The sequence below is a fragment of the uncultured Aquincola sp. genome (assembly GCF_964001545.1).
Taxonomy (GTDB): domain Bacteria; phylum Pseudomonadota; class Gammaproteobacteria; order Burkholderiales; family Burkholderiaceae_C; genus Aquincola.
Map to the genome: position 1 here is coordinate 1 of NZ_CAXFDV010000075.1, position 20,084 is coordinate 20,084.

Here is a 20,084-nt window from a genome sequence, read left to right on the forward strand (position 1 = left end):
CCCGCCATGGCGGCGCGGGCGTCGCTGCGGTGGCCGGGCACGAACTGGCCGGCGCTCCAGTCGGCCACGCCGGCCATCACCACCGGCGCGCCTTCGTGCTGCAACACCACGTGCCGGTTGAGCAGCACCTGCACGCCCAGGCCTTGCAGCGCCTGCACCCACTCTTCGGCGCCGCTGTAGTACTCGTGGTTGCCGGTGACGAAGAAGCTGCCGTGGCGCGAACGCAGGCCGGCCAGAGGCGCCACGTCGCCCTGCAGGTCGGCCACCCGGCCGTCCACCAGGTCGCCGGTGATGGCCACCGCATCGGGCTGCAGCGCGTTGACCGCGTCGACGATGCGCTGCACATAGGCGCGCTTGACCGTGGGGCCCACGTGCACGTCGGTGATCTGCGCGACGGTGAAGCCGTGCAGCGCCGGCGGCAGGCCATCGACGGCGATGTCCACCCGGCGCACCGGCGCCCGCCGCCGCGCGCCGACCAGCCCCGCCAGCGTGCCCAGGCCGCTGAGGCCCAGCACCGCCCAGGCGCTGCCCGCCTGCAGGCCCGGCCAGCCCGATGCGCCGGCCACGCCGCCCACCGCTGCAAAACCGCTGGCCTGCACCGCCGGCAGGTGGCCAAGGCCCCACACCGCCAGCAGCAACAAGTCGCGCAGCACGGTGAAAACGCCCAGCAGCGAAAACACGCCCAGCGCCAGCATGCCGGCCCAGCTCAGCCGGTCGGCCGCTGCCCGGTCGGTGGCCCGTCGCTCGAAGAAGCTGAGCGGAATCAGCACCAGCGAGGCCAGCAACCAGACCGCCAACAGCCCGGGGGCCACCAGCCCCGGCAAAGGCGGCACCAGGCGGGCACCGACGTACAGGTGGAGCAGGAGGAGCAGCAGCAACACGGGCATCGCAGGCAGGTGGGGGTCAACCCGCAAGCTTCAACCAGGGCAAAAGGGGACGCCGCCGACCTGCGGCAGGCGCCGGTCGCCGGGCATTGCCCTTGCCGCGTTGCAGGCAGGGGCCACCATCTTCGGCCGGCCCGGGAGAGACCGACATGAACCAGCTGCACCCCTCTACCGCCCCGCGCCGCCTGGGCGCGACCCTGGCCGCCACCGTGGCCGCCGCCCTGCTGGCCGGCTGCGCCGCTTCACCCAAGATCGAAGGCCAATGGACCGCGCCGCAGCGGCCCACGCTGCGGCTGGCCGGCGCCAAGGTGCTGGTGGCCTGCGAGGCGGTGGACCCGGCGGTCAAGCGCACCTGCGAAGACCAGATGGCCGGCGCCGTGGTGGCGCAAGGCGGCAGCGCGGTGGTGGCGCCGCAGATCATGCCGCCCCAGCCGGGCCAACCGGTGCCCGACGACCAGTACCTGGCCCCGGCGCGGCAGGCCGGCGCCATCGCGGTGCTGGCCACCACCGTCTCGGCCTGGGCCGGCGGGGCCGGCAGCGGCGGCGGGCCTGCATTTTCCATCGGCCTGGGCAGCTTCGGCTTCGGCGGCGGCCATGTGGGCGGCGGCGTGGGCGTGGCCGTGCCCATCGGCGGCGGCGAGCGCCGCAGCACCGCCTACAGCGCCAGCAGCCGCATCATCGACGCCCGCGGCGGCCAAGTCATCTGGACCGCCCGCGCCTCCGCCCCGCCCTCGGACGACATCCAGGGCCCGATGGGCGGCCTGGCGACCGCGATCCTGAACGGGGCGCAGGAGGCGGGGGTGTTCTGAGCAGCCGTCCTCCGATCTGAGGACGCGCGCCGGCCCAGCGCACCCTATGGTGGCTGGCCAGCCGGGCAACCGGCACAACGCTGGAGGCCGGCATGCGTGCAGGATGGGGATGGTTGCTGGTCTTCGGCCTGTCGGGCTGCGCGCTGACCAACGAGCGCGACGCTTCGTTCGAGGACGTGAGGAAGCCGCCCGGTGTGTTGCTGCTCCTGGTCGGCGGCAACTCGGAAGGCGCCGGCGACAAGGGGCTGTGGCCGATGCGCGAGACGGTGGCGGAGGACCTGGCCCGCGCCCTGGCGATGGAACGGGCGGCGATTTCCACCGACTACATGACCTGGACCGGCGAGCCGGCGGAAAGCGACGGCCTGCTGCCCGGGCGCGCTGACTGGTGGCACGGCCATCTGCCGATCGCGCAGCGTCTGTCGCACCACGCCAGCACGGGCGCCATCTCCACCCTCGTCGTGGTCGGCTGGAGCAATGGGGGCGCCACCGCAGCGCAGTTGTCCGCCTACCTGGCGGCCACGCCCCAGGTGCCGCGCGTGGACCTGCTGGTCACGCTCGACCCGGTGTCCACCTTCACCGCCCGCCCAAGCGAGACCGGGGCCGGCACCTGGCTGAACGTGTACACACGCAGCGAAGGTCTGGAGAAGCTGAACTTCGGCAACGCCATCGCCCTGCTGGGTGGCGCCTGGAACGAATTCCATGAGCCCGACCACGGCCCGGGCCCCGTGCCGGCGCTGCAGTGGTGCATGCGCGGCAACCATGGAGAGTCCTTGCGCATGTGGCGGGCCGGCGTCGTGCCGTCCGCCCCCTTCCAGGACTGGGCCAGCCGCACACGGCAATCACTGCACAGCCAGGCCACGCCGGCCCGGCCGCAACCCACGCTCACGCTCAGCGCGCAGGCTTGCCCATGAAGCCCGGCGGCCGCCCCCGCCTCAGCCCGCTCGAAGCCGAGCCACCAGAAACTCCACGAACGCCCTCACCCGCGCCGACAGGTGCCGGTTCTGGGGATACAGGATGGAAAAAGGCCGGGTGGCGCCGGCCAGCTGGGGCAGCACCTCCACCAGCTCGCCGCGGCGCACCGCTTCTTCGGCGATGAAGTGGTAGATCTGGCTGATGCCGCCGCCCGCGCGGGCCCAGGTGACCACGCCTAGCACGTCTTCATGCACCTGGCGGCTGCTCTTGAAGTGGTGTTCCACCACACCGCCACTGGCGTCGCGCAGCAGCCAGGGCAGCGGGCGGCCGGTGCTGGGCAGGATGAACTGGATGCAGTCGTGGGCGGTCAGGTCTTGCAGCCGATGGGGCGTGCCGCGCGCCTGCAGGTAGGCGGGTGAGGCGAACAGGCCCAGCGTGGCGTCTTCCAGCTTGCGGGCGATCAGCCGCGAGTCCTGCGGCTCTCCCAGGCGGATCACCAGGTCGTAGCCGTCGTCCACCAGGTCGACGTTGCGGTTGCTGATGTTCAGCTCCAGCGCCACGCCGGGGTAGGCAGCGTTGAAGGCCGGCAGCAGCGGCAGCAGCCGGTGGTGGGCGTAGGTGGTGGGCACGCTGATGCGCAGCAAGCCGCTGGGCGTGCGCTGGTGGCCGGTGATGGCGCGCTCGGCCTCGGCGATCTGCTCCAGCGCCTGCTGGCATTCGGTGCGGTACAGCTCGCCGTCGCCGGTCAGGCGGATGCTGCGGGTGCTGCGCACGAAAAGCCGCACGCCCAGCCGCTGCTCCAGCCGCGCGATCGAGCGGCTGACGGCCGCCGGCGTGACGCCCAGCGCCTCGGCCGCAGCGGTGAAGCTGCCCAGCTCGGCCGCCTTGCAGAACAGCTCGATGCTGCCCAGCTGCACCGGGTCGAAGGAACGGGCCATTTGTACCCCCGTGTAATGGATGAAGTTCCACGAAGCGGCTTTATAGCCTCGGCTGCAGGTTCTAAAGTGCTTGCATCCGTTTTTGAACAAGGAGTTCCTGATGAACCGCAGACCGCGCATCCTGATGATCCTGACCAGCCACGACCGCCTGGGCGACACCGGCAAGCCCACCGGCCTGTGGGTCGAAGAGCTGGCAGCGCCCTACTACGCGCTGGCCGATGCCGGCGCCGAGGTGGTGCTGGCCTCCACCGCCGGCGGCGCGGTGCCCATCGACCCGGGCAGCCTCAAGCCCCAGGGGGAGAACGACGAGGTGGTGGAGCGCTTTTTGGCCGACGAGGCGATGCAGGCGCGCATCCGCAACACCGCCCGTGCCGACACGATGGACGCCGGCCAGTTCGATGCGATGTTCATGCCCGGCGGCCACGGCACGATGTGGGACCTGCCGACCGACGCCGGGGTCACCCGCGCGGTGGAGCAGGCCTGGGCGGCCGGCAAGGTGGTGGCCTCGGTGTGCCACGGCGCGGCCGGGCTGGTCACGGCCAGGCGGCCGGATGGCCAATCCATCGTGCAGGGCCTGAAGGTGAACTCGTTCACCGATTCGGAAGAAGCCGCCGTGGGCCTGACCGCAGTGGTGCCCTTCCTGCTGGAGAGCCGTCTGCGCGAACTGGGCGGCCAGTTCGTCGGCGCCGGCGACTGGCAGCCCTTCGTGGTGCGGGACGGCCAGCTGATCACCGGCCAGAACCCGCAGTCCTCGGCGCTGGTGGCGGCCGAGGTGATGAAGGCTGTCAGCGCTTAAACGGCATCAGGGTCGTCGCGCAGCAGGTCAGCCGTCAGCTGACCGCTGGGCGGAGCCCGGCGCTGCTGGTCCTGCAGCTTGCCCACCGAGGTGGCCAGCGCATGCTGCAGCTTGTCGGCCGCGCCTTCGATGGCCAGGTGCAGGTTGTCGGCCTGGTGGCTCACCGCGATGTTCTTGACGCCGGTGACCCGCGCCTCGAGCAGGCAGCGCATGTCGTTGCTGCCCGACTTCTCGCCGCTGTTCAGGTCGCCCAGGTGGGCCGTCACGTGCGTCACATGGTCGCGGTACTTGTCCACCGCGTCTTCGATGACGCCTTGCACGTGCTCGCTCAGCGCCTGGCGGCCTTCGATGTGGTTGTCGGTCTCGACCTGTATTTGCATGCGATCTCCGCTGTCAATGGTGTGACGCATCGCGGCAACGCGCATGCCCGGGCCGGCCCCTACACTCGCGAGCTTCGCCGTCGTGGGGCACAGGGGTTTGCGCATGTTGTTGGGGTCCGTCGATCGCAGTCGCGACAACAACCTGAACCTCATCCGTCTGGCCGCCGCGCTGATGGTGCTGGTCAGCCACAGCTACGTGCTGGCCCCCGGCGGCCCGCGGGCCGAGCCCTGGCACGCACTGGGCATCACGCCCGGCGCCATCGCGGTGGACGTGTTCTTCTTTTGCAGCGGCCTGCTGGTGATGTCCAGCTGGTGGCATGTGCCTTCGCTGCGCGCGTTTGCGCTGGCACGGGCGGCGCGGGTGCTGCCCGGCCTGTGGGCCATGGTGGCGCTGTCGGTGCCGGTGCTCTACCTCTTCAGCAAGGCCGATGCGGCCGGGTACTTCGGGGCGCCGGAGACCTGGATCTACGTGCTCAAGAACAGCACGCTCTTTGGCGGCACCACCGGCTTGCTGCCCCGCGTGTTCGAGGACAACCCCTTTGCCGGCGCCGTCAACGGCTCGTTGTGGACGCTGCCGCACGAGGTGCGCTGCTATGCGCTGCTGGCCGCCGTGGGCGTGGTGGCCCGGCTGGCCGGCCACCGGCAGCGCCAGGCGGTCACGCTGGCCTGGGCCCTGCTGGCGCTGGGCGCCGCCGCGCTGCTGGTGCGCGCCGCGCTGCAGGGCGCGGATGACCCGCGCAGCCGGCTGCTGCTGATGTTCTCGCTGGGCGCACTGGCCTACCAGGGCCGCGACCGGCTGCGGCTGCGGGCGGGCGCCGCCTTCGCCTGCGTGGCGGTGCTTGCGGCCGGCACGCTGCTGCAGTCGCGCCTTTACACCGCCGTCTACCCGCTGCCACTGGCCTACCTGGTGCTGGCGCTGGCCTACCTGCCGGGCGGCGCGCTGCGGCAGTTCAACCGGCTGGGCGACTACTCGTACGGCGTGTACATCTATGCATTTCCAGTGCAGCAGGCGGTGACGGCGCTGCAGCCGCAGATCGGCCTGGGCACGCACATCGCCGTGTCCACGCTGTTCACCCTGGTGCTGGCGGTGCTGTCCTGGCATGCGGTGGAAAAGCCCGCGCTGGCCGCGGCCCGGCGCTGGCGATCACGCCGACGCGCCGGCACCGGCACGCCCAGCAGCCCGATGGCGGGCACCGCCGCCGGTTGAGCCGGTTCAGGACGTGCCGGGCACCAGCTGGCCGACCGTGGCCGACGGTGGCTCCGGCGCTTCGCGCGGTTCGGTGAGCGTGCTCCACTGTTCCACCTCGGCGCGCAGCAGCGACATCAGGTCGGCGGCCATGGCTTCCAGCAGCCGCACCTCGCGCTTGGTCAGCGTGCGCGGCTCCACGTCCATCAGGCACAGCGTGCCCATCTTGAAGCCGGCGCCATCGACCAGCGGCGCGCCCGCGTAAAAGCGCAGCGCGCGCTCGCGCATCACCGGGTTGTGCGCAAAGCGCTGGTCGCGTGCGATGTCAGGCACCACCATCGTGTGGCCGTCGGCCACCACATGGCCGCACAGCGACAGGCGCCGCTCGGCGTCCAGCGGCTCGGTGGCGGCCACGGCGCCCTCGCTGCCGTCGGAGCCCGGCGGCGGCGGCAGGTGGCCGAAGGAGCCGCCGACGATCTGCCGGTCTTCGGTGATCAACGACACCATCGCCAGCGGCACGTCGAAGATGTCGGCCGCCCGGCGCGAGGCGGCTTCCAGCAGCACCCGGGCGCGCGGGTCCAGCAGGCCGCTGTCCTTGAGCGCCTGAAGCCGGGCGGGGTCGTCCTCGGTCTGCGGCGCGGCCAGGAAGCCTTCGGGCAGGTCGTCGCCCATGAATTGCGCCAGCCGCACCATCGCCTCGCCGATGCTGCTGACCACCGCGTCGGCGCCCAGGCTGTCCAGGCTTTCCCCTTGCTGCAGCAGGTTGGGCGCGTTCCACAGGCCCAGCACGATGCGCAGGTCGGGGTACAGCCGCCGCAGCCGCTTGCAGAACTGGCGGGCGGCCGCGGCCGGGTCGCGCGCGAAGTAGCTGATGCACACGGTGCGGGCGCCCCGCAGGTCCAGCCGGGCCAGCGTCTCGGCCGTCAGCGCCGCGGCGGGCCGGTGGTCGGCCGGGCGCCCCTGCAGGCTCAGCGCATGGGCCAGCATGCGGGCGGCCAGGGTGTCCACCTCCCACTTGCCGCCGATGCACACGGCCGCGGGCCGGCCGCCGGCGGGTGGCGGATGCAGCTCGGTCAGTTCGTCCAGCAGGCGGTCCATGCCGGTGACCACGCGGTGGCGGTGCTCGGCGGTGGCCACGCTGGCATGGTCGCTGGTGGCCATGCGCAGCACGGGCAGGCCGGCGTCGTCGTAGAAATTGGTCAGGTCCCCGTCGTGGGCCTGCTGGGTGGCCACCTCGATGGCCTCTTCTTCATCGCCGGCCAGCAGCCGCTGGTACAGCCGGGTGGGCGGGTCCAGCGCCGGCTGGCTGCCCAGCAGCACGTTGAGGAAGGCAAAACGCGGCAGGTGGTGGCCCACCACCAGCAGGCACACCGTCAGCGGCGTGCTCATGATCAGGCCGATCGGGCCCCACAGCGCCGTCCAGAAGGTGGCCGCCACCATCAGCGACATGGCCGACAGCCCGGTGCTGGCGCCGTACAGCAGCGGCTCCACGATGTTGTTGCTGATGAGTTCCAGCACCACGATCAGCGCCCCGGTCCACAGCACCATGTCCCAGCCGGGATCGACCGCAAACGCCAGCGCCAGCGGAAACACCGCCGCGATCATCGGGCCCACGTAGGGCACGAAGCGCATCAAGGCCGCCACCGCGCCCCACAGCAGCGCCCCCGGCACACCGATGGCCCACAGCCCCAGCGCCATCGGCACGCCGTAGCTCACGTTCACCGCCAGTTGCATCGTCAGGTAGCGGCTGATGCGGCGGCCGGCCTCGTCCATCGCATCGGTGCTGCGGTGCAGGCTGCCGCCCCACAGCCGCAACAGCCGGTCGCGCAGGTCCACCCGGTCGAGCAGCACCAGCACAGTGAACACCAGCACGATGCCGGCGGTGGCCAGCGGCTCCATGCCCACTTCCAGCCAGCCGATGGCCTGCTCCATCGGCGTGGGCGGGCGTTCTTCCACCTGCACCCGCTGCACCGCCGGGCCGCTGCGGCTGGTGGCGGCCTTGTTCACCTCGCGTTGCACGGCGTCGAAGGTGCGCACCGCGCCGTCGAACATGCCGGGCTGGCCGGCCTTGCTGCGCAGCTCGCGCAGCTTGTGCTGGATGTTGCTCTGGTAAGTGGGCAGCTGGGCGCTGAGGGCGCTGACCTGGTTGCCCAGGAACACCGCCGCCAGGCCCAGCGCGGCCAGCACGCCCACCATCACCGCCACCACCGCATACACCCGCGGCAGGCCCCAGCGCTTGAGGCGCACCACCAGCGGGTCGAGCATGAAGCCCAGCAGGAACGCCAGAAACAGCGGCATCAGGATCGCGCGACCGAAGTACAGCGCCGCGATGACCACCGCGCCGGTGATCATGGACACCAGGAGTCGCGCCTCCGGCAGCAGCGCCAGCAAGGGGCTGCCGGGGCGCGCCATCTCCTCGGGGGGCAGGTCGACCTTCTTCATGACAAGCCCTGTGGCAGGCGGCGGGCCCGCTCGGGCCGCGACCCCCTGATCAGGGCTGAGCGCCCTGGTTCAGCGGCCGGTTCAACTCAGCACATAAGCCTGCGGCAGCAGCGGCGGCGGCAGTTCGGCCTCGCCCAGCGCTTCCAGCAGGTCGATCTCCAGCCCGCGCACCAGCGCGTCCAGCGGCAGGTCGTTGTCGGCGCGGCCGAAAGGTTCTTCCAGTTCGTCGCCCAGCGCATCGAGCCCGAAGAAGGTGTAGGCGACGATGACCACCACCAACGGCGTCATCGCGCCCAGCGTGGGCGCCAGTCCAAACGGCAGCAGCAGGCAGAAGAACCAGGCGGTGCGATGCAGCAGCAGCGAATAGGCGAATGGCGTGGGCGTGCCCTTGAGCCGCTCGCAGGCCGCCTGCACCGCGGTGCATTCGTGCAGATGGACCAGCAGGCCCTGGTAGACGATGTCGGGCAGGGTGCCGGCTTGGCGCGCGGCGGCCAGGTCGTGCGCGATGCGTGCGGCAATCAGGTTGTTGGCATTGCGCGCAGCCGCCAACGCCGCCTGCTCGGCCGTGGGCAGCCAGGGCGCGGCGGCGGCCACCGCATCTTCTTCCCGCAGGCGGGCGGCCAGCGCATGGGCAAAGCCGATGCAGCGGCGCACGATGGCATCGCCCGGCCCGGGCAGCACCACCAGCACCTCGCGCGCCAGCGCCCGGCTGGCGGCCAGCAGCGCGCCCCACTGCTTGCGGGCCTCCCACCAGCGGTCGTAGCAGACGTTGTTGCGAAAGCCCAGGAACACCGACAACGCCAGCCCCAGCAACGAAAACGGCACCGCCGCCAGGTGGGCCGCGCCCAGCTGCGGCAGCCGGCCGTGCAGCCACACCGCCAGCACCGAGACGCCGGCCACCAGCGCCAGCTTGCCGGCGATGTGCGGCACGATGGAGCCGCGCAGCACGAAAAAGAGCCGCCAGGCGGCGGGGCGGGGTCGCACGATCATGGCCGATTGTGGCCGCCGCCGGGCGGCATGTGCCTTGCCGCCGGGCGTCATTCACCACCCGCCGCGCCACGCGGCCCCGCTGCCCATGACCGCCACGCTCCCCGACACCACCGAGCAGAAATGGCCCGACCGCCTGTGGGTGGTGCGCCATGGCCAGAGCGCCGGCAACGTGGCACGCGACCGGGCCGAGGCCGCCGGCCTGCCCCTGATCGACATCGCCACCCGCGACATGGACGTGCCGCTGTCGGCGCTGGGCGAACGCCAGTCGCTGGCGCTGGGCGAATGGTTCCGCGACATGCCGGCCGACGAGCGGCCGAACGTGGTGCTGTGCTCGCCCTACGTGCGCGCGCGCCAGACCACGCAGCTGGTGATGCAGGCCGCCGGGCTGAGCGACCCCGACGGTGACGGCGAGCTGCGCATCACCGTGGACGAACGGCTGCGCGAAAAGGAGTTCGGCATCCTCGACCGGCTCACGCGGCTGGGCATCACGCAGCAGCATCCGCAGCTGGCCGAGCAGCGCAGCCACGTGGGCAAGTTCTACTTCCGCCCGCCGGGCGGCGAAAGCTGGTGCGACGTGATTCTGCGGCTGCGCAGCGTGCTGGAAACCGTGACCCGCGAGCACCGCGGCGAGCGGGTGCTGATCGTGGCGCACCAGGTCATCGTGAACTGCCTGCGCTACCTGCTCGAACGCATGGACGAAGCCCAGGTGCTGGAAACCGACCGCGCCGGCGACGTGCCCAACTGCGCCGTCACCTGGTATGCCTTCGACCCCGCGCGCGGCCGCCGCGGCAAGCTGGCGCTGCAGCAGGCCAACTTCGTGCGCCCGGTGGCGGACGCCGGCGAAGCCGTGACCGCCGAGCCCGACCAGCCCGCGGCGCCGAAGTCATGAAAGCCGAACAAGCGCCCGCCGAACTGCTGGACGACGCCGCGCTGCGCGCCTGGCCGCTGCCCATGCCCGACGACAACGGCGACAAGGAGCAGCGCGGCCGCGTGCTGGTGGTGGCCGGCAGCCCGCAGATGCCGGGCGCGGCGGTGCTGGCGGCGGTGGCGGCACTGCGCGCCGGCGCCGGCAAGCTGACCATCGCCACCGCCGCCAGCATCGCGGCCGGCGTGGCGCTGGCGGTGCCTGAGGCGCGGGTGTTGCCGCTGCCCGAAACGGCCAAAGGCGGCCTGGCCTTGAACGGCGTCGACGAGCTGCAGCCGCTGCTGCCGGGCGCCTGCGCCTTGCTCTTCGGCCCCGGTCTGCAGGACGAAGCAGCCGCCATCGCCTTCGCCTGCCGGTTGCTGCCCGCATGCGGCGACCTACCGGTGGTGCTGGATGCCTACGGCATGTCCGTGGTGCGCCAGCTGCCCGAAGGCTGGCCGCTGGCAGCGCAGCTGGCGCTGACGCCGCATGCGGGCGAGATGGCCTCGCTCGCCGGCGCCGACAAGTCGGCGGTGCAGCAGCAGCCGCAGACGATGGCGCGCGAGGCCGCAAGGCGCTGGCAGGCGGTGGTGGCCCTCAAGGGCCGGCAGACCCACATCGCGGCGCCCGATGGCCGGCTGTGGCGCCATGACGGCGGCAATGTGGGCCTGGCCACTTCAGGCTCGGGCGACACGCTGGCCGGCCTGATCGCCGGGCTGGCGGCACGTGGGGCGCCACTGCCCCAGGCCTGTGCCTGGGGCGTGGTGCTGCATGCGCGGGCCGGCGAGCGGCTGACGCGCCGGCTCGGCCCGCTCGGCCTGCTGGCGCGTGAGCTGGCCGGCGAAGTGCCCGACCTGCTGCGCGAGCTGGCCGGCTGATCAGACTCAGTGGCTGCGGCTGCGCCGACGCGCCGCCAAGCCGACGGCGCCCAGGCCGGCCAGCATCAGCGCATAGGTCTCGGGCTCGGGCACCGGAGCCAGCACCAGCGAGCCTTGCAGGTTGCCGTAGCTGCCCGGCGCGCCGGTGAAGCTGCCGGTGATCTCCACTTCCAGCGGGCCGCCGTTGGTGGTGCCGATCACGCCCAGGAAGTTGCCGCCCGCGGTGGGCTGCAGCTGGAACGGCGTGCCGTTGAGCGTGACGCTGCTGAAGCTGAAGTTGGTGGCGCTGATGTCGCCGCTGATGCGGTACTGCCGACCAATTTCGCTGCCGGCGGGCTCGAAGAAGAAGTTGAAGGCGGTGTCGCCCGCGCCGATGCGCTTGACGTCGAAGAAGTAGGTTGACGACACGTCGTCGAACGAGCTGGACGGCAGCGCCACGGCGCCGGCCTGCAGGGCGGTGACGGCCAGCGCGGCGGCGGCCCACAAAGCTTGCGGTTTCATCTCACTCCTCACGGCTTGCTGCGCAATTGCAGTGGTGCGCGAAGGGCAAGCGACGTGCCTCCACGCCCCTCGACTCTCCGCTTCAGATTACTCCCCAACCGCTTGCAACGCCAGCATGCACTGCTGCCGTTTTGGCCACCGTTACGGCAAGGCACGTCGTTTGCCGGGCGTGGCGCTTCCACCACCTCGAGACCTTCCATGGCCAAAGCCTCCACCGCCGCATCCTCCGCCAAACCGCCCGCGCCCAAGGCCGTCGCCAAGGACGCCGCCAAGACACCGGGCAAGAAGGCCGCCAAAGCGGCGAGCGCCGAGGTGGCTGCGGAAAGCGCCACGACCGCCGACAAGGGCGCGCCGAAGTCCGGCGCCCAGCCGGCCGTCGAGGACAAAGGCAAGAGCACCGCACCGAAGAGCGCACCGAAGAGCGCACCCAAGGGCGCGACCAAGAGCGCCGCCAAGACAATCGCTGAGCCCGACAGCCCCGCAGCCGCCGCGCCGGCGCAAGACCCCGCCAGCAGCCGCGAACAGCGCGTGCGCGAAGCGGCCTACCACCGCTGGCTGGCCCGCGGCCAGACCGACGGCGACCACGAACGCGACTGGCTGGAGGCCGAGCGCGAGGTGGATGGCGGTGGCGATCGCGCTGCTTCGAACAAAAACGCCTAGCTGCTGCGCAGCCGCTGAAGCAGCGTCTCGCGTGCGTGGGCCACGCGCGGCTGGCGCAGCGCACTGGGCGCCCAGATCAGGTAGTAGTTGAGCTCGGTGGCTGCCACCGGCGCCGGGATCTCGGCCAATGCACCGGTGGCGATGGCCGCGCGGCACAGGTAGGCGGGCAGCACGGACCAGCCAAAACCGGCCACCAGCAGGCTGCGCAGCGAACGCAGGTCCTGACCGATCAAGGCGGGCAGCAGCGGATGGAGGGCCAGCCCGTTGCGGGCCAGCCAGTCCTCGATGATGGGCAGCTCCAGGCTGTAGGCCAGCACCGGTTCAGCCAGCAACGCGCTTTTCAGGTCGGTGGCGGCCAACACTCGCCGCGCCACGACAGGCGCGGCCACCGCCGCTGTGGGCTCACTGCGGATTAGTTCGCAGCACAGGCGTGGGTCGGTGACGGCGTAGGCAGACAGGCCCAGCTCACAGTCCCCGTCCACCAGCAGCTGCTGGATGCGGTCGCGATCGCCAGCTTGCAGCCGCACCCTGACCCCCCGCTGCAGCAAGGGTGCCAGCTCGGCAGCCACCACCTCGGCCAGGAAGTCGGCGTGACCCACCACCTGCAGCGCCCCGGCCAGCTCCACCGAGCGGGCCTTGGCCGAGGCCAGCGCCGATTCGGCCGCGTCCAGCCGATCGCCGACATCAGCCGCCAGCTCGTCGGCGGCGGCAGTGGGGCGCACACCGTGCCGCTCGCGCACGAAGAGACGGCGGCCCAGCGCAGACTCAAGGCCCGCAATGTGCTGTGACACCGCCGGCTGGGTGAGGCTGAGCCGGAGCGCAGCGGCTGTGATGGAGCCCTGGCGATACACCTCGACGAAGGTGCGCAAGCGGGTGAGCGACATGGATACAAGCATAAATTCATTGATGCCACACCGCAAAATTCAGAACTGCCAAATTTGCCGACCATCGCCTAGCATGAGATCGTTTCCAACAGACCCCGATGGCGAGTGATATGAAAAAAATCTTGATGGTGCTCACCTCCCACGACCAGCTGGGCAACACCGGCAAGAAGACCGGCTTCTGGCTCGAAGAATTTGCAGCCCCCTACTACGCCTTCCTGGACGCCGGAGCCGAGCTCGTGCTGGCATCGCCGATGGGCGGCCAGCCGCCCCTGGACCCCAAGAGCTACCTGCCCGAGTTCCAGACCACGCTCACCCACCGCTTCAAGGCCGATCCCGCGGCCCAGCAGGCACTGGCGCACACCGTGCCGCTGGACAGCGTGAAAGCCGACGACTTTGACTGCGTCTTCTACCCCGGTGGCCACGGCCCGCTGTGGGATCTGGCGGTGTCGCAGCAGTCCATCGACCTGATCCAGGCCTTCGAGCGCGCGGGCAAACCCATCGGCTTCGTATGCCACGCGCCCGGGGCGCTGCGGCATGTCAAGAAGGCCAACGGCGAACCCCTGGTGCAGGGCCGGCGCGTCACCGGCTTCACCAACGGCGAAGAAGATGCCGTCGAGCTCACCGACGTGGTGCCTTTCCTGATCGAGGACGAGTTCAAGGCGCAGGGCGGCCTCTACGAAAAAGGTCCTGACTGGGCGCCCTATGTCGTGGTCGATGGCCGCCTGGTGACGGGCCAGAACCCGGCCAGTTCGGAAGGCGTGGCCAAGGCCCTGCTGGCCCAGTTGGCCTGAAGTGCCACGACTTCTGCCAGAACGCTGCGCATGAACCTCGACCCCAACCCCGTTCACGGCGTGCTCAACCGCCTGATCAGTGCCTTCTGGCAAGGCACCGTGCAGCACCAGACGCACCTGGCGGTGATCAAGGCCCTGGGCTTGTCCAGCCTGGCGACCCAGATGCAGGCGCACATAGCCGATGAGCCGGCGACGCTGCAGCAGCTGACAGACCGCCTGCTCGACCTCGATGGTCGGCCGAGCTTCACGCTGGCGGTGCCGCAGTTGGGCAGCACCCTGCCTGAAGTGCTCCACCTCGACCTTGCCACGCAGCTGGAAGCGCGCCCCGTGCTGAATGCGGCAGCCGAGGCCGTGGCCGCCGCCCATGACGCCGTCACCCGTCGGCTGATCGAGGACATCCTGGCCGATGAAGAAGCCCACCTGTCCTGGCTGAAGAGCGAGCTCAACCTGCTTGAGCGCATGGGCGAACGGGCCTACATCGCCGGCCGCAGCTGAGCCCTCCTCGCGTTTTCGAGGGCCAAGGCCGAGGGCGTGCAGACGCCCTGGCCAGCTTGTTCACAGGTGATCAGCCCTGCGCCATCGTCGGCGAGTCCGGACCCGTCTCCGGGTCGGTGTCGGCCGCGATCGGGTCGCCCGTGGGCGTGCCGGCCGGCTCGGAGATGGTGGCCAGCGTCTGGCCCGCCACCGCGCCGCGGTCCTGCAGCGCCACGTCGCCCAGCGACAGCATGCCGGTGAGCTGGCCTTGGGCGTCCAGCACCGGCAGGCGGCGGATCTGCTGCTCCTTCATGCGCTCGACCACCAGGTCGAGGTCGTCGGTTTCCAGGCAGGTCTGCGGGTCGGGCGACATCACGTCTTCCAGCCGCGTGATGTGCAGCGGCCGTTCTTCGGCCACGCCACGCACGGTGATGTCACGGTCGGTGACGATGCCCAGCAGCGCGCCGTCGGCGCAGATGGGCACCGCGCCGATGTCCTGCTCGGCCATCAGGCGCGCGGCCTTCACCAGGCTGTCGCCCGGCGCCAGCGTGCTGGCGCCACGGGTCATGAGGTCTGCAACTTGGGTCATGGGCTGCCTCAGGCCCCGCGGTTGAAGTCGGCCAGGCCGGTGGCCGAAGGGCCGGGGCCGGACTGCGCCGAAGAGCCCGCCAGCCCGGCGCCCGAAGGCACCGCGGAAAGCCTTGCTGCATTCAAGCGCTCACCGGGGTTGCCGGTGCCGCTGCCCGCACCCGCCACGCTGCCGGCCAGGGCCGGCACCGCACTGGCCAGGCGTTGCGACCAGGCCGACCGGCCTTGCCGCGCGATGACCTTGCGGCCGAAGTACACCAGGCCGATCAGGCCGCCGAGTTTCAAGAGGTTCATGAGCCCATCCTTCAAGTGCCGTGCGGCACCGAAGGGCGCCGCCACGACGCCTGCTGGGCAGGCTGCGTGCCCGCGGTCAGGCGCCGCGCGGGGCGTCCAGCTGCGCACGCAGCCGGTCTTCCTGCGCACGCAGCTCGGGCGTCAGCGCCTCGCCGAAGTCGACGGCCTCGAACAAGGGGCGGATCTCGATCTCGCTGTCTTCCGGCATCGGGCGACAACCCGCCTTCAGAAGATTTCGACGCCGCCGGTCTTGTCGTTGTCCTGCAGGCGGCCGGCGCGCACCAGCGCTTCATGCGACCAGACCTGGTTGCGGCCCTGGTTCTTGGCGTGGTAGGTGGCGCGGTCGGCGCGCTCGAAGGCGGCCGACGGCGTGTCGCCGGCGCGCAGCTGCGTGACGCCGGCGCTGATGGTGATGTGGCCGACCTGCGGCATCTCGTGGCCCTGCACCGCCAGCCGGCAGCGGTCGAAGGCCTGCAGCGCCTCGGCCTCGGTGGCGCCGCGCAGCAGCACCACGAACTCCTCGCCGCCAAAGCGGTAGAGCCGGTCGCTCGCGCGGAAGCTGCTGTTCATCAACTGGGCCACCAGCAGCAGCACCTCGTCGCCGATCAGGTGGCCATGGCGGTCGTTGACCTGCTTGAAATGGTCGATGTCGATGACGCCCAGCCAGTGCACCGCACGGCCCTGGCCGCGGCGCCGCTCTTCCATGCCAGGGTCGGCGCCCTGCCCGTCGGCCAGCAGCTTGAAGAAGGCGCTGTCGAAGCTCTTGCGGTTGAGCAGGCCGGTCAGCGTGTCGCGCTCGCTGTAGTCCAGCAGCGCCTGGAAGTTGCCGAACACCTGCAGCATGCCGGTGACCAGCGCGGCTTCCTCGCGGGTGAGCGGGTAGCGGGTGTCCAGCTCCAGCACGCCCACCACGCGGCCGCCGGAGGCCATCGGAAAGCCGGTCCAGGCCGGCGGCCCGGCCTGGCGCTGGCGCTCGCCGCGCAACAGGCAGTGCGCGCGCGGCGGGTGGTCGTCGATCGCCGGCAGGCCGTCGAACTCCACCTGCGGCGCCTCTTCGCCCAGTTGCTCGGCCACCGGCCGGGCCTTGAGCTGCAGCCGGCTGCGCCAGCCCGGCGGCTGGGCGTCGTCGGCGCGGTACAGCGTGACGGCCTGCGGCCGCACCAGGTCGCGGATGGACTGCAGCAGGCTCAGGTCGAGCAGGTCGCGATCGCGCAGCTCCGTCAGGCGGCCCAGGTGGTCGATGGCGTTTCGCATGCGCTCCTTGCGGTGGGTCGTGCCGGGCCGGCGGTCAGCAGCTGCTGCTCGAAAAGCGCCACGGGGCGCGGCCGGTCGTGCAGGAATCCCTGCTGGAGGGTACAGCCTTGCGCCTGCAGCCAGTCGGCCTGCGCCCGCGTTTCCACGCCCTCGGCCACCGTGTCCAGCCCGAAGCGGCGGGCGATGGCCAGCATCGCCTGCACGATGGCGGCATCGTCTTCGTCGTTGGTCAGGTCACGCACGAAGTTGCGGTCGATCTTCAGCTCGTGCACCGGCAGCTGCTTGAGGTACATCAGGCTGGAGTAGCCGGTGCCGAAGTCGTCGATGGCAATGCGCAAGCCCGCATCGGCCAGCTGCCGCAGCCGCACGGGCGCTTCGCCTTCCAGCAGCACGCCTTCGGTGATCTCCAGCGTCAGCAGCCGCGGCGGCACGCCGGCCTCGCGCAGCGCATCCAGCACGAAGGGCAGGAAGCCCGGCTCGCAGAACTGCCGCGGGCTCACGTTCACCGCCATCGGCAGCTCGATGCCGCGCGCCAGCCAGCCGGCCAGCACCGCGCAGGCCTCGCGCAGCACCCAGCGGCCGATGTCGATGATCAGCGGGCCCTCTTCGGCCAGCGGGATGAACTCGGCCGGGCTCACCGGGCCACGCTGCGGGTGGGTCCAGCGCAGCAGCGCCTCGCAGGCGGCCAGGCGGCCATCGGGGCGCCACTGGCCCTGCAGCGCCAGGCTCAGGCCGCCGTGCTGCAGCGCATGGCGCAGGTCGGCTTCCAGCACCAGGCGGCCGGCCACCTTGTCGCGCATGCTGCTTTCGTACAGCCGCAGCGTGCCGCGGCCCGCGCCCTTGGCGGCGTACATGGCGGTGTCGGCCTCGCGCATCAGGTCGGTGGCCGATTCGCCCTGCAGCTTCGGAAAGCAGGTGCCGCCGATGCTGGCATGCAGGCTGAACACCATGCCGTCGATGCGCAGCGGCTCGGCCAGCACTTCCAGCAGCTTGTGGCCCACGCGCACCGCCCCGGCGGCGGCCGCCGCCTGGTCGGGCCCCAGCCAGGGCAGCAGCACCACCATCTCGTCGCCACCCAGGCGCGCCAGCGTGTCTTCGGCACGCAGCTGGCCGGCCAGCCGCTGCGCCACCGCGCGCAGCACCTGGTCGCCCACCAGGTGGCCGTAGGTGTCGTTGATGCGCTTGAAGTGGTCGAGGTCGATGAACAGCAGCGCGCCATGTTCGCCGCGCTGTGGCGCCGCCCGCAGCACCAGCGACAGGCGGTCGTTGAGCACGCTGCGGTTGGGCAGGCCGGTCAGGCTGTCGGTGGTGGCGGCGCGCTGCAGCGCGGCTTCGGCCGCCTTGCGTTCGGTGATGTCCAGGATCACGCCCGACAGGTGCAGCGCCCGGCCGTTGCCGTCACGCTCGCTGGCGGCGCCGGTGGCCATGAACCAGCGCTCGGCACCGCCGGGCATGCGCAGGCGGAATTCGGCGCGGTAGGGCCGGGCGGGGTCCTGGTCGTGCGCGGCCAGCGCGGCTTGCACCACCGGCACGTCCTGCGGGTTGACGGCCTGCCAGAACGGCGTGCGCAGCCGCGGGCTGCCGGCGGCCGGCGCGCTCACCAGGCCGCAGCTGATGGCGGCCAGGCGGTCCACCTCCACCGCGTCTTCGCCGCGCTGCCAGCGCCAGGGCGTCACGGCCGCGGCATCGATGGCCAGGTTCAGCAGCTGGCGCGAGGCGCGCTCGGCCGTCTCGTCGGCAAAGCAGGCGATGGCGCCGCGCACCGCGCCATCGGCGTCGTGCAGGGGCGCGGCGCTCATGCGCAGCCAGTGGCGCTCGCCGTCGCCGCTGCGCACGCCCATCACCATGCCGTGGCGGGGCTGGCCGTCGGCCAGGGTCAGGGCCAGCGCGCGCTGCTGCGGGGCCAGCGGGCGGCCGTCTTCGTGCACGGTGTCGCCGAAGGCTTCGTGCATGGGCACGCCCACCAGGTCGGCCAGCCGGCGGCCCAGGATCTCGGCCGCCGCCCGGTTGCCGTTGACCGCGCGGTGGTCGGGCCCGTAGACCAGCACGCCCACCGGCAAGGAATCGAACAGCGCCTGCGATTGCTCATGCTGGGCCACCAGCGCGCTGACGTCGGACACCACGGCGATGAAGCCGCGGAAGGCGCCGCCGTCGTCGTGCCAGGGCTGCAGCTCCACGTCCATCCACAGCGAGGCGCCGTTGTCGGCCTGGCTGCGGGTGCGCACGCGAGTGGGCCGGCGGTCGGCCACCGCGGCGGCCAGCTGGTCGCGCACCGGCCGGTCCTGCCGCAGGAAGGGCAGCACCGCGCCGGGCCTGAGGCCGCGGCTGGCCGGCATCACCACGCCGGTTATGCGGCTGAAGGCGGCATTGGCCCATTCGATGCGGTTGTCGGGCCCGGTGATCAGCACGCCGTGGCTGGTGTGGCGGGCCACCACGGCCAGGCGTTCCAGCTCGGCCTCGGCCAGTTGATGGCGCTGGCGCATGCAGCGCAGCTCCAGCAGCTGGGTCAGCTGCCGCGCCAGGCGCAGCAGCGTGTCGCGGCCCTCGTCGGTCAGGGTGCGCGGCCGGGTGTCCATCACGCACAAGGTGCCGATGGCATGGCCCTCGGGCGTGCACAACGGCACGCCCGCATAAAAGCGCAGCTGGTAGGCGCCGGTGACCAGCGGGTTGCCGGCAAAGCGCGCATCCAGCCGGGTGTCGGGCACTTCCATCAGACCCTGGCCGCAGATGGTGTGGCCGCACAGCGAGAGCTCGCGCGGCGTCTGCGCGAGCGTCAGGCCCACCTGGGCCTTGAACCACTGGCGATCGCCATCGATCAGCGTGACCAGCGCCACCGGCGTGCCGGCGGCGCGTGCGGCCAGCACCGCGAAGTTGTCGAAGGCGGCTTCCGGCGGGGTGTCGAGCAGGTCGCAGTCCCGCAGCGCGGCCAGCCGGGCGGGCTCGTCGTCAGGGAGGGGCGCTGGGAGATAACCGGGGTACTTCATCGAGCCTGCACATGCCGCGGTCATCCAGTGCCGCATGCGGTTATCGGCCGGGCTTTGCAGCAGGTTGAGCCGCGGCGCCCAGGTGTAACAGGGGTGCGCTTCAGCGGTAGAAGGGCTCCACCTTGCCCTTGAGCTGCAGCAGCAGCGGCCGGCCCTTGCGGTCCAGCGTCTTGCCGGCAGGCACCTTCACCCAGCCGGCGCTGACGCAGTACTCCTCGACGTTGGTCATCTCCTTGCCATTGAAGCGGATGCCAATGTCGTGCTCGAACACCGCGGCCACATGGTGCGGGCTGCGGGGGTCGATGGACAGGTGGTCGGGCAGCGGGGGCCGGTTGTCGGCGTCGGTCATGGTGGTGAAAGGCTTGAAGGTGACAAAGGCGGCCGGACGGCGCGCCGCTGCGCGCGATTGTGCCGCCGCCCACCCGCCGGCTTGACGGCCCGATGACAGCACGCTTGTTGTTTCAGACGCTACACCCCGTGATGAAGTACTTGCCGGCGTGTCTATCCCTAAGACAATAGTTGCGTTGTAACTGCC

Annotated in this window: 21 protein-coding genes and 1 pseudogene; 9 read left to right on the top strand and 13 right to left on the bottom strand. The window is 71.4% G+C overall.

The genetic code is table 11. The features are described from left to right. A partial coding sequence (locus ABNT58_RS02615; protein ID WP_348751956.1) for a metallophosphoesterase occupies positions 1–878 on the bottom strand: 878 nt, incomplete at its 3' end. A gap of 155 nt (positions 879–1,033) precedes the next feature. Here ABNT58_RS02615 and ABNT58_RS02620 point away from each other — a divergent pair. Both ABNT58_RS02620 and ABNT58_RS02625 read left to right on the top strand, forming a co-directional pair. Next, positions 1,034–1,693, top strand: a complete 660-nt coding sequence (locus ABNT58_RS02620; protein WP_348751957.1) for a hypothetical protein — start codon at positions 1,034–1,036, stop codon at positions 1,691–1,693. A gap of 92 nt (positions 1,694–1,785) precedes the next feature. Then, on the top strand, positions 1,786–2,604 hold the full coding sequence (locus ABNT58_RS02625) for a hypothetical protein (RefSeq protein ID WP_348751958.1): 819 nt from the start codon (positions 1,786–1,788) through the stop codon (positions 2,602–2,604). 21 nt (positions 2,605–2,625) lie between these two features. Here the strand turns inward: ABNT58_RS02625 and ABNT58_RS02630 are convergent, their stop codons facing one another. Next, a complete protein-coding gene (locus ABNT58_RS02630) occupies positions 2,626–3,543 on the bottom strand; it encodes a LysR family transcriptional regulator (protein WP_348751959.1) in 918 nt (305 codons plus the stop codon). A gap of 100 nt (positions 3,544–3,643) precedes the next feature. Between ABNT58_RS02630 and ABNT58_RS02635 the strand changes: the two genes are divergently transcribed. Next, complete coding sequence (locus tag ABNT58_RS02635; protein ID WP_348751960.1) at positions 3,644–4,339, top strand: type 1 glutamine amidotransferase domain-containing protein; 696 nt, start codon at positions 3,644–3,646, stop codon at positions 4,337–4,339. Here the strand turns inward: ABNT58_RS02635 and ABNT58_RS02640 are convergent. Beyond that, positions 4,336–4,719, bottom strand: coding sequence for an HPF/RaiA family ribosome-associated protein (locus tag ABNT58_RS02640; RefSeq protein WP_348751961.1), 384 nt, complete (start codon positions 4,717–4,719; stop codon positions 4,336–4,338). The two genes, ABNT58_RS02635 and ABNT58_RS02640, sit on opposite strands and share 4 nt — an antisense overlap. A 103-nt stretch (positions 4,720–4,822) precedes the next feature. On the opposite strand from ABNT58_RS02640, the gene ABNT58_RS02645 reads away from it, so the two are divergent. Continuing rightward, complete coding sequence (locus ABNT58_RS02645) at positions 4,823–5,926, top strand: acyltransferase (protein WP_348751962.1); 1,104 nt, start codon at positions 4,823–4,825, stop codon at positions 5,924–5,926. A gap of 6 nt (positions 5,927–5,932) precedes the next feature. Here ABNT58_RS02645 and ABNT58_RS02650 read toward each other — a convergent pair whose 3' ends face one another. Together ABNT58_RS02650 and ABNT58_RS02655 are read right to left on the bottom strand one after the other, a co-directional pair. Continuing rightward, positions 5,933–8,347, bottom strand: coding sequence for an AI-2E family transporter (locus ABNT58_RS02650; RefSeq protein WP_348751963.1), 2,415 nt, complete (start codon positions 8,345–8,347; stop codon positions 5,933–5,935). 81 nt (positions 8,348–8,428) lie between these two features. Then, positions 8,429–9,337 carry a bestrophin family protein gene (locus ABNT58_RS02655; protein WP_348751964.1) on the bottom strand — a complete coding sequence of 303 codons (909 nt, stop codon included), beginning with the start codon at positions 9,335–9,337 and terminating at the stop codon, positions 8,429–8,431. 85 nt (positions 9,338–9,422) lie between these two features. Between ABNT58_RS02655 and ABNT58_RS02660 the strand changes: the two genes are divergently transcribed. Beyond that, complete coding sequence (locus tag ABNT58_RS02660) at positions 9,423–10,226, top strand: histidine phosphatase family protein (RefSeq protein WP_348751965.1); 804 nt, start codon at positions 9,423–9,425, stop codon at positions 10,224–10,226. Further along, complete coding sequence (locus ABNT58_RS02665; RefSeq protein WP_348751966.1) at positions 10,223–11,119, top strand: NAD(P)H-hydrate dehydratase; 897 nt, start codon at positions 10,223–10,225, stop codon at positions 11,117–11,119. Before ABNT58_RS02660 ends, ABNT58_RS02665 begins: the two co-directional genes overlap by 4 nt. 6 nt (positions 11,120–11,125) lie before the next feature. Here the strand turns inward: ABNT58_RS02665 and ABNT58_RS02670 are convergent, their stop codons facing one another. Then, positions 11,126–11,620, bottom strand: coding sequence for an FxDxF family PEP-CTERM protein (locus ABNT58_RS02670; RefSeq protein WP_348751967.1), 495 nt, complete (start codon positions 11,618–11,620; stop codon positions 11,126–11,128). Positions 11,621–11,818: 198 nt separating this feature from the next. Here ABNT58_RS02670 and ABNT58_RS02675 point away from each other — a divergent pair, with 198 nt between their 5' ends. Next, complete coding sequence (locus ABNT58_RS02675; RefSeq protein ID WP_348751968.1) at positions 11,819–12,280, top strand: DUF2934 domain-containing protein; 462 nt, start codon at positions 11,819–11,821, stop codon at positions 12,278–12,280. Here the strand turns inward: ABNT58_RS02675 and ABNT58_RS02680 are convergent. Then, entirely contained in the window at positions 12,277–13,164 is an 888-nt protein-coding gene (locus ABNT58_RS02680) for a LysR family transcriptional regulator (RefSeq protein WP_348751969.1), read from the bottom strand. The two genes, ABNT58_RS02675 and ABNT58_RS02680, sit on opposite strands and share 4 nt — an antisense overlap. Before the next feature lie 110 nt (positions 13,165–13,274). Here ABNT58_RS02680 and ABNT58_RS02685 point away from each other — a divergent pair, with 110 nt between their 5' ends. After that, positions 13,275–13,955 carry a type 1 glutamine amidotransferase domain-containing protein gene (locus ABNT58_RS02685; RefSeq protein WP_348751970.1) on the top strand — a complete coding sequence of 227 codons (681 nt, stop codon included), beginning with the start codon at positions 13,275–13,277 and terminating at the stop codon, positions 13,953–13,955. A 30-nt stretch (positions 13,956–13,985) separates the two neighbouring features. Beyond that, positions 13,986–14,450 carry a ferritin-like domain-containing protein gene (locus ABNT58_RS02690; RefSeq protein ID WP_348751971.1) on the top strand — a complete coding sequence of 155 codons (465 nt, stop codon included), beginning with the start codon at positions 13,986–13,988 and terminating at the stop codon, positions 14,448–14,450. Between the two features lie 70 nt (positions 14,451–14,520). On the opposite strand, the gene ABNT58_RS02695 is transcribed toward ABNT58_RS02690, so the two are convergent. The 6 genes and pseudogenes from ABNT58_RS02695 to ABNT58_RS02720 form a co-directional block, all read right to left on the bottom strand. Continuing rightward, positions 14,521–15,018, bottom strand: a complete 498-nt coding sequence (locus tag ABNT58_RS02695) for a CBS domain-containing protein (RefSeq protein WP_348751972.1) — start codon at positions 15,016–15,018, stop codon at positions 14,521–14,523. An 8-nt stretch (positions 15,019–15,026) separates the two neighbouring features. After that, positions 15,027–15,311 (bottom strand): hypothetical protein, encoded by a 285-nt coding sequence (locus ABNT58_RS02700; RefSeq protein WP_348751973.1) that lies wholly within the window; start codon positions 15,309–15,311, stop codon positions 15,027–15,029. Between the two features lie 76 nt (positions 15,312–15,387). Beyond that, positions 15,388–15,522: pseudogene (locus ABNT58_RS02705) on the bottom strand (YciI family protein); the annotation flags it as partial. Positions 15,523–15,536: 14 nt separating this feature from the next. Beyond that, a complete protein-coding gene (locus ABNT58_RS02710) occupies positions 15,537–16,565 on the bottom strand; it encodes a GGDEF domain-containing protein (RefSeq protein WP_348751974.1) in 1,029 nt (342 codons plus the stop codon). Then, positions 16,532–19,573 carry an EAL domain-containing protein gene (locus ABNT58_RS02715; RefSeq protein ID WP_348751975.1) on the bottom strand — a complete coding sequence of 1,014 codons (3,042 nt, stop codon included), beginning with the start codon at positions 19,571–19,573 and terminating at the stop codon, positions 16,532–16,534. Before ABNT58_RS02715 ends, ABNT58_RS02710 begins: the two co-directional genes overlap by 34 nt. A 76-nt stretch (positions 19,574–19,649) precedes the next feature. Further along, positions 19,650–19,898, bottom strand: coding sequence for a DUF3297 family protein (locus ABNT58_RS02720; protein WP_348751976.1), 249 nt, complete (start codon positions 19,896–19,898; stop codon positions 19,650–19,652). Positions 19,899–20,084 lie beyond the last annotated feature (186 nt).